This is a genomic window from Flavobacterium luteolum (assembly GCF_027111275.1).
Lineage (GTDB): Bacteria > Bacteroidota > Bacteroidia > Flavobacteriales > Flavobacteriaceae > Flavobacterium > Flavobacterium luteolum.
The window spans coordinates 3,183,444-3,197,287 of the sequence record NZ_CP114286.1; the positions used below are offsets into that span (position 1 = coordinate 3,183,444).

At 32.8% G+C, this 13,844-nt stretch carries 9 protein-coding genes; 8 read left to right on the forward strand and 1 reads right to left on the reverse strand.

The window, feature by feature from the left end:
• Window positions 1-504 precede the first annotated feature (504 nt).
• From OZP10_RS13710 to OZP10_RS13740, 7 genes are all read left to right on the forward strand, one after another.
• Window positions 505-3,789: a SusC/RagA family TonB-linked outer membrane protein gene (locus tag OZP10_RS13710; RefSeq protein ID WP_281631381.1), complete on the forward strand. Its 3,285-nt coding sequence runs from the start codon at window positions 505-507 to the stop codon at window positions 3,787-3,789.
• A gap of 3 nt (window positions 3,790-3,792) precedes the next feature.
• Window positions 3,793-5,307 carry a SusD/RagB family nutrient-binding outer membrane lipoprotein gene (locus tag OZP10_RS13715; protein WP_281631382.1) on the forward strand — a complete coding sequence of 505 codons (1,515 nt, stop codon included), beginning with the start codon at window positions 3,793-3,795 and terminating at the stop codon, window positions 5,305-5,307.
• A 250-nt stretch (window positions 5,308-5,557) separates the two neighbouring features.
• Complete coding sequence (locus OZP10_RS13720) at window positions 5,558-7,543, forward strand: putative porin (protein ID WP_281631383.1); 1,986 nt, start codon at window positions 5,558-5,560, stop codon at window positions 7,541-7,543.
• 48 nt (window positions 7,544-7,591) lie between these two features.
• The gene (locus OZP10_RS13725; protein ID WP_281631384.1) at window positions 7,592-8,953 is read left to right on the forward strand and encodes a pyridoxal-phosphate dependent enzyme; all 1,362 of its coding nucleotides are present in this window, start codon (window positions 7,592-7,594) and stop codon (window positions 8,951-8,953) included.
• A 78-nt stretch (window positions 8,954-9,031) separates the two neighbouring features.
• Window positions 9,032-9,514 (forward strand): 3'-5' exonuclease, encoded by a 483-nt coding sequence (locus tag OZP10_RS13730; RefSeq protein WP_281631385.1) that lies wholly within the window; start codon window positions 9,032-9,034, stop codon window positions 9,512-9,514.
• A gap of 77 nt (window positions 9,515-9,591) precedes the next feature.
• On the forward strand, window positions 9,592-10,863 hold the full coding sequence (locus OZP10_RS13735; RefSeq protein ID WP_281631386.1) for a DUF2851 family protein: 1,272 nt from the start codon (window positions 9,592-9,594) through the stop codon (window positions 10,861-10,863).
• A 72-nt stretch (window positions 10,864-10,935) separates the two neighbouring features.
• Window positions 10,936-11,163, forward strand: coding sequence for a PspC family transcriptional regulator (locus tag OZP10_RS13740; protein WP_008466940.1), 228 nt, complete (start codon window positions 10,936-10,938; stop codon window positions 11,161-11,163).
• A 49-nt stretch (window positions 11,164-11,212) separates the two neighbouring features.
• On the opposite strand, the gene OZP10_RS13745 is transcribed toward OZP10_RS13740, so the two are convergent.
• On the reverse strand, window positions 11,213-12,679 hold the full coding sequence (locus tag OZP10_RS13745; RefSeq protein WP_281631387.1) for an APC family permease: 1,467 nt from the start codon (window positions 12,677-12,679) through the stop codon (window positions 11,213-11,215).
• Window positions 12,680-12,942: 263 nt separating this feature from the next.
• Between OZP10_RS13745 and OZP10_RS13750 the strand changes: the two genes are divergently transcribed.
• Window positions 12,943-13,830: a ComEA family DNA-binding protein gene (locus tag OZP10_RS13750; protein ID WP_281631388.1), complete on the forward strand. Its 888-nt coding sequence runs from the start codon at window positions 12,943-12,945 to the stop codon at window positions 13,828-13,830.
• Window positions 13,831-13,844: the final 14 nt, after the last annotated feature.

A 13,844-nucleotide genomic window follows, 5' to 3' on the forward strand; every position in this document is an offset into this window, starting at 1 on the left:
CTAAAAAGCGGTAGTCTTTAATAAAAACAGGAGAAAACGCTTGAGTTTTATGATTTTTTTTGCAAAGTATATAATTATGAATTTTTAGAAAATTGATTTTAAAAGAGTTTGGCGAAACTTGGAGGAATTGATTTACAATTTATTACAAATCGATAAGTAAGTATAGAGTGAAAATTTGTCAAATAAAACATTTTCAATGCAGAATGTTTTATTTATTTGATAAATATGTAAGGTATTACTTATTTGATTTTTGTTTTTTTTTGTCTTTTTATTGAGGTTATTCCTGCTTTAAATGTTAAATAAATGTTAATATGTTCATTGATAAAATTACAGTATTTTATGAATAAAATTGTGTATAGTGTTAGTTTTGTGATAATTAAATGTTTTTGAATAATCAGATGTTAAAAAAATATTAAAAAATAGTTATGTGTTAACCGAAAATCGGGTTGTTGCTTTAAGAAAATATTAAGATGTTTGCGACTTACTAATTCAAAATTTTTAAAAATGAAACTAAAGTTAAATGGATTCTTAGTGCTTCTGGTGGCGCTGATTACGCAACTAACCTTTGCGCAAGAAAGAACTGTTTCGGGTGTGGTTTCCGATAATGCAGGATTGCCTCTTCCGGGTGTGAGTGTATTAGTTAAAGGAACTAAAAGCGGAACGCAAACAGATTTTGATGGAAAATTCTCTATCAAAGCATCGTCAAGCGAAGTCTTGATTTTTACTTACATTGGAATGAAAACGCAAGAAGTTGCAGCTAGTTCTACATCTTTAAGTGTAAAATTAACTAGCAATACTACAGAGTTAGAAAGTGTTGTGGTTACAGCCCTTGGTATTAAGAGAGAGAAAAAAGCTCTTGGATATACTACTCAGGAAATAAAAGGAGAAGATTTAGTTGGTGGTACTACAGGTGCTAACTTTATTAATGATCTTTCTGGTAAATCTGCTGGGGTGCAAATTAGAAGAAACACCAACTTTGGAGGATCTACAAACGCAGTTTCAAGAGGTGTTAAAAACCTTACAGGAAATAACCAAATGCTTATTGTAATTGATGGTATGCCTGTTAATAACTCGAATATAAATTCAAGTAATGGAGCACAGACTTCTGGAGCACGTAATACTTATGATTATGGTAATGCGGGTATGGATATTAACCCTGATGATATTGAAACATTAAATATATTGAAAGGTGCTGCAGCATCTGCTTTATATGGGTTTCAAGCTGGTAACGGTGTAATTATGATTACTACTAAAAAAGGGAAAGCTCAGAAAGGTATGGGAGTTACTATATCAAGTGAGTTTGGGGTTGGTTCAGTTGATAAAAACACTTTCCCTGATTACCAAAGCAAATATGGACAAGGTTATGGACCAACTTATGATGCCGCAGGAAATCCAAAAGGTACTCCAGTTGGACCAACAGGTGCGTTTTTTGTTATAGATAAAAATGGTAACCAAGTGGTAAGTACTACAGATGATGCTTCTTACGGTGTTGCGTTTGATCCAAATCTTTCTGTTTATACTTGGGAATCTTATACTCCATATTCTTCAAAATTTGGACAAAAATCTCCTTGGGTAGCTGCTAAAAATGGACCAATTACATTTTTTCAAACAGCTCAAACCTTCAATAACTCAATCTCTTTTGAAGGTGGTTCAGATAAAAGCAACTTTGTTATCAATTACAACAATTATAAAGAGAATGGTATTTTGCCAAATAGTGAATTGAAGAAAAATAATGCAAGTATTAAATTCAATCAGAAAATGACAGATAAATTATCTGTAAGTGTTTTTGCAAATTATTTAGCTCAAACTACAACAGGTAGAAATGCTACTGGTTATGGTGGTGATAACGTAGCAGGTTTATTCCGTCAATGGTGGGGAACTAACGTAGATATTCAATCTCAGAAAGAAGTTTTCCAAAATTCTGGTGGACAAAATATTTCATGGAACATGGCAGATCCTGCTAATGGAAATACAAATCCTAAATATTGGGATAACCCGTATTTTACAAGATATAAAAATTACCAAACAGATGAAAGAAATCGTTTTATCGGTTATGGTCAGTTAGATTATAAATTTACAGATTGGTTAAACGCTACAGGAAAAATAAGTACAGATAGTTATTCTGAATTGCGTGAAGAGAGAAAAGCGGTAGGATCTTTGGCGGGTACATTTGGTATCAACCGTCTAGCTGTTGGTTCAGGATATCAAAAATATACAGGTATGTTTTCTGAGCAAAACTATCAGCTTACATTAAACTTCAATAAAAAACTTACTGAAGATTTCACATTGACAGGTTTGGTTGGGTACAATGCTTTAAGAACTAGACGTACATCTACATTGGCTTCTACAGATGGAGGATTAATTATTCCTGGAATCTATTCATTATCAAATTCAGTAAATCCTTCTCCATTCCCAATTGAGACTGAGGACAATACAGCTGTGAACAGTGTTTATGCTTCTGCTTCTCTAGGATTCAGAGATTTCCTTTATCTAGAAGGAACAGTACGTAATGATGCATTCTCGATGTTGCCACAAGATGATAACGATGTTAATACGTACTCAGTTTCTGGAAGTTACGTTTTCACAAAACATATTAATGCACCATGGTTAACTTTTGGTAAATTAAGAGCTAGTTATGCTGAGAATCCACAAGGAAGTATTGAGCCTTATGCATTGCAAGATGTATTTACTAAATTTAACCCATTTGGTTCAAACCAACTTTATTCAAGACCAAACACTGCAAATAACCCAGATTTACACCCTGTAAAAACTACATCTAAAGAACTTGGTTTAGAGATGCAATTCTTTGACAGAAGATTAGGTTTTGATGTAGCTGTTTATAAAAGTTTAAGTGCAGATCAAATTTTTGCGGTAGATTATTCTACTGCCACTGGTAACTCTTCTAGATTCATAAACGCAGGATCAGTAGAAAATAAAGGTGTTGAGGTAATATTCAATGCAACTCCTTTTAGAACAAAAGATTTTCAGTGGGATATTAACCTAAACTGGTCTAAAAATGAAAATACAGTTGTAGCTTTAACAGAAGGTGTGGATGTTTTAACAATTGGTACATTCCAAGGAGGTGTTAGTATTGTTGGTACAAAAGGGCATGCCTATGGAGATATCCTTGGGAAAGATTATATCTACAAAGATGGACAAAGAGTAACTAAAAATGGAGTGTATTTACAAACTCCAACCGCTACTAATGTAATTGGTAATGTTACTCCAGACTGGATTGGTGGTATCCGTAACAAATTTACTTATAAACAAGTTTCTCTAGGTTTCTTAATTGATATTCAAAAAGGAGGAGATATTTTCTCTCTTGACCAATATTATGGACAAAGCTCTGGATTATTTAGTTCTACAGCAGGAAACAATGAGCTTGGAAATCCTGTAAGAAATACATTGGCAAATGGTGGAGGTGTTATTTTACCAGGAGTAAATGAAGATGGAACTCCTAATACTACAAGAACACCAAGTCCTGAAGTAGCAGGAAGTATCTATGGTTACAATAATAATCCTCAAAAAGCATTTGTTTATGATGCAAGTTATGTAAAATTAAGAGAAGTAAGTATTACTTATAGCTTCCCTAAACAACTTATAGCTAAAGCAGGTTTAAATGATTTACGTCTTTCTTTAGTAGGATCTAACTTATGGATCATCAGTAAAAATCTTCCAGATGCAGATCCAGAAAGTGGTATAAGTTCAGGTAACTTATCATCAGGTTATTCAGGAGGTTCACTTCCGACAACAAGAAATATTGGTTGTAACCTAACATTAAAATTTTAAATCATGAAAAAAGTACTTTTATTAATGTCTGTGGTGGGTATGATGGTTTCGTGCAGCCAGGACATTACAGATATGAATGTTGATCCGAAAAAACCAACATCTACTAAAGCGGAATATTTGTTTACAAATGCAGAGAAAAAACTAGTCGATCAAATGGTTAGTACTAGTGTGAATAATAATGTTTTTAGATTATTTGCACAACAATGGACAGAAACCACTTATCCTGATGAAAGCCAGTACAACATTACAAACAGAAAAATTCCTGATACACACTTTTTGGTTCTGTACAGAGACGTTCTAGCTGATTTTCACGATTCAAGAGTTATGATTGCAGCAACAGCTACTGCGACTCCTGCTGACGAAGCAGTTAAGCAAAATAAATTGGCGCTTATTGATATTTTGGAAGCTTACGCTTACAGTGTATTGGTAGATACTTTTGGAAATGTTCCTTACACACAAGCAATTGATATTCAGAAATATCCTTTGCCAGCTTATGATGATGCAAAAACTATCTATCAGGATCTTATTAAAAGATTAACTGCAGATGTTGCAATCTTAAAAACAAATAGTGCAGCAGCTAACTTTGGTGCGGCAGATATTATCTATTCAGGTAATGCTGCAAGTACTGCAAAATGGGCAAAATTTGCTAATTCATTGATCATTAGAATGGCGGTTAATATGTCTGATATTGATCCGGCTTATGCAACTACTCAAGTTCAGGCAGCTCTTGCTTCTGGTGCTTTGGCTAATAATACTGATAATACAAAATTGACTTATTTAACTACATCAGGAAACCAAAATCCATTGTATGCTGATTTAGTAACTAGCCAGAGATTTGATTTTATTCCTGCGGAGCCTTTTGTTTCTGCTATGGACGCTATTGTTCCAGGTGGTGACCCAAGGATGCCTAAATATTTTACTAACCTAACTTCTCCAGCTCCAGTTATTCCTGCAGGAAGAACATTTGTTGGTGGAACTTATGGTGCAGGAAATGTTTATACATCTTACTCACAAATAACATCAACATTAAACAATCCAGTTTTCCCTGGAACTATCTTTGATTTTGCGGAGTTGAATTTCTTATTGGCAGAAGCTGCAGAGAAAAGCTTAATCCCAGGTGGTTCTGCTCAAGCAAAGGTATACTACGATGCTGGTATTAGAGCTTCTATGGCAGACTGGGGAGTAACTAATACTGCTGCTATTGATGCTTATATCGCGAGCCCAAAAGTAGATTATAACAATCCATTAAGTGGAGCAACGTATAAAGAAAAAATTGGTACTCAAGCATGGTTTGCTCTTTATAACAGAGGATACGAAGCATGGACATCTTACAGAAGATTGGATTTCCCAGTTTTAAAAGCGCCTCAAGCAGCTATAAACAAACTTATTTTCACAGTGCCTGTTAGATATACTTATCCAGGTGCAGAAGCAAGTATCAATAAAACAAATTATACTAAAGCAGCTTCTGATATTGGTGGAGATTTGTTAAATACTAAATTGTTCTGGGATAAATTCTAATCTTTAGAATATACCTGATATCAATGAAGTTGATGATTCAGAATAAATTATACCCAGTTTTGGGATAAGAAAAATAAATATTTTGATTTTTTTTTGAAAGCCCCGTATACTTTTGTATACGGGGTTTTCGTTTGCAAAAGACCGAAACGATTCTACTCCTATATTATATATTATGTTTTTTCGTTTATACGTTTTTATCTTACCTTTGCCTAGCAAATTTTGTCAAAATAAATTTATATAAAGCCATCAAATGAGAATATTCATTTTTCTATATCTATTAGTTGTTCCAACTTTATTGTTTTCGCAAGAAAAAAAAACTGCTCCAAAAAATAATTTAGATATGAATACGGAATATTCGAGTATTAATGATTCCGTAAAAAAGAAAAAGCAAAAAATAGCTACAATAGATCAGTATAAAATTGTGACCTTAGAACACGATACCATTTATGCTGATACTTCACTTACTATTAAAAGTGCTTACAGACAGAATCATCTAAGAAAAGATCTTTTCGGACTTCAGGAGTTTTCTAATATTGGACAGCCATTAAATACACTTCAATATAGTTTGAATAGCTTTTCGCCTTATCCTGAAATTGGTTTTAAAGGAAAGCACTCTATTTATATGCAGGCAGATCAAATTAGATATTACTCTGTTGCAACACCTTTTACAGAGTTGTTTTTTAATACAACAATAAAAAAAGGACAAAATGTAGATTCTTTTATCACATTAAATGCTTCTAAAAATCTTAATTTCTCTATTGCTTATAAAGGACTAAGATCGGAAGGGGATTATAATAACCAATTGGTTAGTGCTGGAAATTTAAGAATTACAACCAGTTATGCGACAACCGACAAGCGTTATGCGATAAACGCACATTTTACGAATCAGGATATAATGAATGAAGAAAATGGCGGTATTACAAACGATGCTGATTTTGAAGGTGATAATAAAGATTATAAAAATAGACAGCGATTACAGGTTTATTTGACTGATGCGGAATCCTTTTTAAAAGGAAGAAGATTGTTTTTTGATCACGCATTTAGAGTGAACCCAACCGATGGAAGCAATAATTTATACATAACGCATCAGTTTAACTACGAATATAAAGATTATGAATATAAGCAGCCAACTGTAATCTCAACCATAACTGCAAACGACGGATCTACCACACGTATACAGCGATTTGGAGACTCTTATGCAGCTAGTAATATTAACGATCAGACAAAATATGAAAGGCTGTATAATAAGGTAGGAGCAGCTTATGAGAATTCGCTTTTAGGGAAATTTATATTTTTTATAGACGATTACAGATCCAATTATAAATACAACCGAATCATTGTTGATGCTGCAGGAAATGCGGTTCCAGATAATTTGTTTTTACAGTTTAATAATTTCGGTGCTCAGTATGAATATCAGAAAAACAAATGGAATGGTCGATTTTTATATTCAAGATCAATAACCAATGAATCGCTTTCAGATTTAGATGCTAAGTTGCGATATGATATGAGCGAAAAAATCAAATTTGATTTTAGATACCGCAACATCAATAAACTGCCAAACAACAATTATAATTTGTACCAAAGTAGCTGGGTTTCTTACAATTGGTCTAATAATTTTAAAAACGAAAAAATTAATTCGTTAAGCGCAGAGATTACAACGCCTTGGTTAACAGGGCAGGTTCAGTATACGGTTTTAAATGATCATTTGTATTTTACGGATATGGCCACAACTGCAGAAAAAGCGGCGAGTGAGCAGATTGTTAAGCCAATGCAGTACGGTAACGCGATTAACTATCTAGAAATAAAAGCAAGCAGAGAGTTTAAATTTGGACCTTTTGCACTAGATAATACACTTTTGTATCAGAAAGTAGACCAGTCAGATTTAATTTTAAATGTGCCTGATTTTGTAACTAGAAATACATTCTATTATTCAAATCATTTCTTTAAAAAAGCATTGTTTATGCAAACAGGGCTTGTATTTAATTATATGACAAAATACTACGGAGATGATTATAACCCTGTAATTGCAGAATTTTTTATACAGCAGGAAAAGAAAATTGGAGGTTTTGCAACATTCGATTTCTTTGTAAATGCCAGAATACGTCAGACTCGTTTTTACTTAAAAGCGGAACATTTTAATGCTTTATTTTCACAAAGCAACTATTATGCAGCGCCTCATAATCCGTATCGTGATTTTGTGTTGCGTTTTGGTCTGGTTTGGAATTTCTTCCAATAAAACTGGCTTGTTTTTTATTTAGAACCACTTAATAAAACTTAAATAAAAATGGACTTTTCAAATAACATTTTAGAAACAATTGGTAATACGCCATTGGTAAAACTCAACAAAATTGTTGCTGAAATTGATGCGTTAGTATTGGCAAAAGTCGAAACCTTTAATCCTGGTAATTCTGTAAAAGACAGAATGGCGGTAAAAATGATTGAAGATGCAGAGGCAGATGGCCGACTTAAACCAGGAGGAACTATTATAGAAGGAACTTCTGGAAATACAGGAATGGGCCTTGCACTTGTTGCAATCGTAAAAGGATACAAATTAATTTGTGTAATCTCAGACAAACAGTCAAAAGAGAAAATGGATATCCTTCGCGCTGTTGGTGCAAAAGTTGTTGTTTGCCCTACAGATGTTGAACCTACAGATCCACGTTCTTATTATTCTGTTTCAAAACGTTTAGCAGAAGAAACACCAAATTCTTGGTATGTAAATCAGTACGATAACATGTCAAATTCGTTGGCGCATTACGAACAGACTGGACCTGAAATCTGGAAACAGACGGAAGGAAAAATTACACATTTTGTCGTAGGAGTTGGAACGGGAGGAACTATTTCTGGAGTTGGAAAATACTTGAAAGAGCAAAACCCAAATATCAAAATCTGGGGAATCGATACTTATGGTTCAGTTTTTAAAAAATACCATGAAACAGGAATCTTCGATGAGAACGAAATCTACTCTTATATTACTGAAGGTATCGGAGAAGATATTTTGCCAAAAAATGTTGATTTTTCTTTAATTGATGGTTTTACAAAAGTTACCGATAAAGATGCAGCTGTCTATACCAGAAAGATTGCCCTTGAAGAAGGTATTTTTGTTGGAAATTCGGCAGGAGCTTGTATAAAAGGCTTGTTACAGTTGAAAGAGCACTTTAAGCCAGAAGATGTTGTTGTGGTATTATTTCACGATTCTGGAAGTCGATATGTAGGTAAAATGTTCAACGATGACTGGATGCGCGAACGTGGATTTTTAGAAGAAAATATAACAAAAGCAGAAGACGTTATTAAAGATCATATCGATAAAGAACTAATTGTTGTACGTACAGAAGAATTGGTTTCTCATGCAATTGAGCGTATGCGTAAATATAAAATTTCGCAGATTCCGGTGGTAGATATCAATGGATTTGTGGGCTCTGTAGATGAAACTGATTTATTTAGAAGTTATGTTGCTGATAAAAACGTTGCCGAAAAACCAATTAAAGAGGTAATGGGGAAACCTTTCCCAATCGTAAAATTAGGAACGCCAATCGAAGAAGTTTCAAAACTTTTCAGCAAAGAAAATGATGCTGTTTTGGTCGATTTAGGAAACGGACACCATCACATTATTACTAAGTATGATATTATTGGCTCAATAAAATAAGCCTTTATAAATAATTATAATCCATAAATCTTATTGTAAAACAATTGGATTTATGGATTTGTCTTTTAAAAATAGAATATGAATTTTACTGCTATTGATTTTGAAACTGCAACGGGATATCATCCATGCTCAGTTGGTATTGTTACAGTCGAAAACGGAATTATAGTTGACGAGTATGTAACTTTAATTAAACCTCCTAATAATGTATATAATCCGTTTACAATTCGCGTTCACGGAATTTATCCTAAAGATACTGTTAATGCCAAATCGTTCTTTCAGATATATCCTGAGATAGAAAGAAGGCTTAAAAATAGAGTTGTGGTAGCGCATAATGAAAGCTTTGATCGTAATGTTTTAATGAAAACAATGCTGTTGCATGGTTTAAATTATGATGATTTGAATATCGCTTCAAAATGGGAATGCACGGTGAAGATTTACAAAGCAAAAGGTATAAAACCAACCAAATTAAGTGATTGCTGTCGAGAAATGGATATTCAGCTCAATCACCATGAAGCATTGTCAGATGCAAGAGCCTGTGCTAAATTGTATATGCTTCGTTAAAATAATTTTATTTTTCTTTGTAAGAATAATATTAAAATTTACTATTTTAGATTTTGTAATTCATTATAAAATCTAAAATGAAAGAAGACTTCCTTCATTATATATGGAGATTCAAGAAATTTGACAGCTTGAATTTAAAATCTGCTCAAGGTGAGCCAATTACTATTCTTAAAACTGGCGATTATTTAGAACTTGCTGGGCCAGACTTTTTTAATGCGAATATAGAAATCGGAAACCAAAAATGGGCGGGTAATGTAGAGATCCATTTAAAATCTTCAGATTGGTATTTGCATAACCATGAAAAAGACCCGGCTTATAAAAATGTCATTCTTCATGTAGTATGGGAGAATGATACAGCTATTTTTAGAGAGAATAATACTGAGATTCCTGTTTTGGTTCTTAAAGATTATATCTCAAAGGAAATAATAGAAAATTATAATGCATTGCTTTCTCCAAAAACATGGATTTCCTGTGAAAGGCAATTGAGAGAAATTGATGGATTTGTTTTTAAAAATTGGCAGGAAAGACTGTTTTTTGAGCGTTTGGAGCGCAAATCTACGTTTATTTATCAATTATTGGAAGAAACCAATCAGGATTGGGAAGCAGTCTTATTTTGCCTTCTAGCAAGGAATTTCGGTTTAAATACCAATGGCAATTCCTTTCTGCAGATTTCAAAAGCAATTCCGTTTTCAGTAATAAGAAAAGAAAGTTTTGAAGCCGAAAATCTAGAAGCGCTGCTTTTTGGAACTTCAGGATTGTTAGAAGCAGAGAAAGAGGATGTTTATTATAAAGATTTACAATTTCGCTATTTCTATTTACGGCATAAATATCAAATAGAAAAGACTTATACAGATCCTCTTCAGTTTTTTAAGCTCCGTCCAGATAATTTTCCAACAATAAGGCTTTCTCAATTAGCATCTTTATATTATAAACATCAAAATCTGTTTTCAAAAATAATTGATTTAAAATCTGTTGAAGAAGTATATCATCTATTGAGTGTTTCTGCAAGTTCTTATTGGCAGAATCATTATCAGTTTGACAAAGAAAGTCCAAAGAAATCCAAAATGCTTTCAAAATCATTTGTAGATTTATTGATTATCAATACTATAATTCCGCTTCAATTTGCTTATTCCAATATTAGAGGAGAATTAATAATCGAAGATTTGATTGATTTTATGAATGAAATGGCTTCTGAGAAAAATGCTATTATTGATAAGTTTAATTCGTTTGGAATAAAGCCTCAATCAGCATTTGAAAGTCAGGGATTGCTAGAGCTTAAAAATGAATATTGTGATCATAAGGCATGTCTTAAGTGTGCCATCGGATTAGAGTTGCTTAAAAATAATTAGATAATTTGTACCTTTGTAATCCTGAGCAATCGGGAATCTAAAAATCTAAAGACTTAAATCTAAAATATAGAGATGTCAGCAATTTTAAAACTTAAATTTTTTTTTGAAAAATATGGTTTCCATGTTTCTTCAAGACTAGCAGATAAACTCGGAATGCGTGTTACAAGTGTTCGTTTGTTTTTCATATATATATCGTTTGTTACCGCTGGTTTAGGATTTGGAGTCTACTTGACTCTCGCTTTCTGGATTCGCCTAAAAGATTTAATTCGATCAAAAAGAACATCAGTATTTGATTTATAAAAAAAGCTCCAAATTTTAATTTGGAGCTTTTTTTATAAAGTTGTATTTATTATTCTTCAGAAGGATTGTTAAGTTTAGATCTTTTCTTGCTGTATCCAAAGTATACAATTATACCAATAATAAGCCATCCAAAAGATAATAACTGTGCATCTTTGCTTAAATTAAAAATTAAATAAGAATTGATTGCAATTCCTAATACCGCAATAACTGGTAAAGCAGGAACTTTAAATGTTCTGGTTAATCCTGGTTGTTTTACTCTTAAAATCCACACGGCAATACAAACCATTGTAAAGGCAAACAAAGTACCAAAACTTGTCATGTCAGCCAATTTGTTGATTGGTGTAAAAGCGGCAACAGTTGCGATAATAATTCCAAGAATCATTAAGTTTGTTTTTGGAGTTCCAGAAATAGGGTTTACTTTAGAGAACACAGATGGAATTAACCCGTCTTTAGACATTCCAAGAAAAATTCTAGATTGTCCCATAATCATTACCATTAATACTGAAACCAAACCAATAGTTGCGGCAACAGTAATAATAGAGCCAGCCCAGCCTTGTCCTGCAATATCAAATGCATAAGCAACAGGAGCTTTGATAGCTTCAGGATATTTTCCTAGTGGATTAAAGTCTTGGTAATTCATCATTCCAGTTAATACTAAAGAAACAAGAATATATAAAGTAGTACAAATTAATAAAGAAGCAATAATTGCAAAAGGAACATCTTTTTTAGGATTAATAGCTTCACCTGCTTGTGTAGAAACGGCATCGAAACCAACATAAGCAAAGAAAATAGCAGCAGCTCCAGAAATAATTCCTCCAATTCCGTAAGCATTGTGAGTAGTTTCTTTTTCAATGATCTGAGTTGCTTCAGGAATAAACGGACTCCAGTTTGCTGTATTAATAAAGAAAAGACCAGCAATAATTACAAAGATTACTGCAGATACTTTAAGAATAACAATCGCGTTATTTGCTTTAGCAGCGCTTTTCGTTCCTTTAATAAGCAGTGAAATAACTAAAAGAACGATCAAGAAAGCTGGAAGATTCATAGAAAAACCTTCTCCTGTGTAGCTTGCAGGATCTGTAGTTAACCAATCAGGAAGGTGAATGTGAAATATTTTGAGCAATTTATTAAAATATCCGGACCAGGAAACCGCTACAGTCATCGATCCCATTGCATACTCGAGAATTAGTCCCCATCCGATTATCCAAGCAAAAACTTCTCCAATTGTACCGTAAGCATAGGCATAAGCAGATCCCTCGACAGGTAAAATAGAAGCAAATTCAGAATAGCAAAGAGCCGCAAAAACACAAGCAATACCTGCTATGATAAACGAAATAGCTAATGCTGGTCCTGCATGATAATAAGCCCCAGTACCTGTAAGTACAAAAATTCCCCCACCGATAATGGCACCAACACCAATGGCAGTAAGACTCCATTTTCCTAGGACTCTCTTTAAATCACTTTTTTTCATATCGGCCTCAAAGGCAGATATAGGTTTTACTCTCCAAATTGACATATTATTTTATTGGTTTATTTGTTATTAAGTGCCAAATGTATTGTTTTTTGCAAAAAATAAAAACAATTATCATCTTTTAAGTTATAAAATCTTTGATTTTTTTACAGTAGTCGTAAGAAACTTTCTCTAAGTATTGATATTCATTAAATTAATTGGTGTTTTATAAGAGATTCGATAATTTTTTAAAAACTACTTTTCTTACTTATTTTCTTGATAAATTTGAAAGATTTTTCTTAGTTTATTTTTTAAAGGCACTTTTTGCGATGAATTTTAAGTTTTTAAATAGTTATTTTCATTTTACAAAACAGCAACGGATAGGCATTTTTATGCTCTTCATTATAATGATAGGTTTGCAGTTGTTTTATTTTTTATCTGATTTTAATATTTCTGAAACTAAAAGCAATGAAAAAGAAAAATGGCTTGCTTTACAATCAGAGATTGATCAGGAGAAATTAACGAATAATAATGTGAAGCCAATTAATTATCTTATTAATCCTAATTTTATTTCTGATTATAAAGGATACAAACTCGGAATGTCGGTTGAAGAAATTGATCGCCTAATGGCTTTTCGTAAAGAAAATAAATATGTAAACTCAGCAGAGGAATTTCAGAAAGTTACAGGGGTTTCAGATTCATTGCTAAATAAAATTTCTCCTCTATTTAAATTTCCAGATTGGGTACAGCATCCAAATAATTTCAAAAAAGAGAAACGGGAATTTGTTGAAAGAACCTTTCCAAAGAAAGAAAAGCTTGAAATATTGGATATTAATCTGGCAACACAAGAAGATTTGATGAAAATCTACGGAATAGGAGAAGGGTTGTCGTCTAGAATCTTAAAGCAGAAAGAAATCATAGGGGCTTTTGTGTCAATGGAGCAGATGAAAGAGATTTGGGGACTTTCGCCAGAAGTTATAAATGAATTAAACAGTCATTTTAAAGCTGTGATTCCTTCGACCTTGAAGAAAATAAACGTAAATGAGGCGTCATTAAAGGAGCTGGCTCAGTTTTCATACTTTAGGTATGGTCTTGCAAAACAAATAGTGACTTACCGAAGTATGAATGGGGATTTTAAAAATATTGAGGATTTAGCAAAAATTAAAGATTTTCCTGTTGAAAAAGCAAAAATAATTAGTTTATATTTGGAGTTCTAAAAAAGAAACTAACT

Excerpts from the sequence above, each read along its gene's own strand:
- OZP10_RS13715 (WP_281631382.1), top strand. The coding sequence starts at position 3,793 with ATGAAAAAAGTACTTTTATTAATGTCTGTGGTGGGTATGATGGTTTCG.
- OZP10_RS13735 (WP_281631386.1), top strand. The coding sequence starts at position 9,592 with ATGAAAGAAGACTTCCTTCATTATATATGGAGATTCAAGAAATTTGAC.
- OZP10_RS13750 (WP_281631388.1), top strand. The coding sequence starts at position 12,943 with ATGAATTTTAAGTTTTTAAATAGTTATTTTCATTTTACAAAACAGCAA.
- OZP10_RS13745 (WP_281631387.1), bottom strand. The coding sequence starts at position 12,679 with ATGTCAATTTGGAGAGTAAAACCTATATCTGCCTTTGAGGCCGATATG.
- OZP10_RS13720 (WP_281631383.1), top strand. The coding sequence starts at position 5,558 with ATGAGAATATTCATTTTTCTATATCTATTAGTTGTTCCAACTTTATTG.
- OZP10_RS13725 (WP_281631384.1), top strand. The coding sequence starts at position 7,592 with ATGGACTTTTCAAATAACATTTTAGAAACAATTGGTAATACGCCATTG.
- OZP10_RS13730 (WP_281631385.1), top strand. The coding sequence starts at position 9,032 with ATGAATTTTACTGCTATTGATTTTGAAACTGCAACGGGATATCATCCA.
- OZP10_RS13710 (WP_281631381.1), top strand. The coding sequence starts at position 505 with ATGAAACTAAAGTTAAATGGATTCTTAGTGCTTCTGGTGGCGCTGATT.
- OZP10_RS13740 (WP_008466940.1), top strand. The coding sequence starts at position 10,936 with ATGTCAGCAATTTTAAAACTTAAATTTTTTTTTGAAAAATATGGTTTC.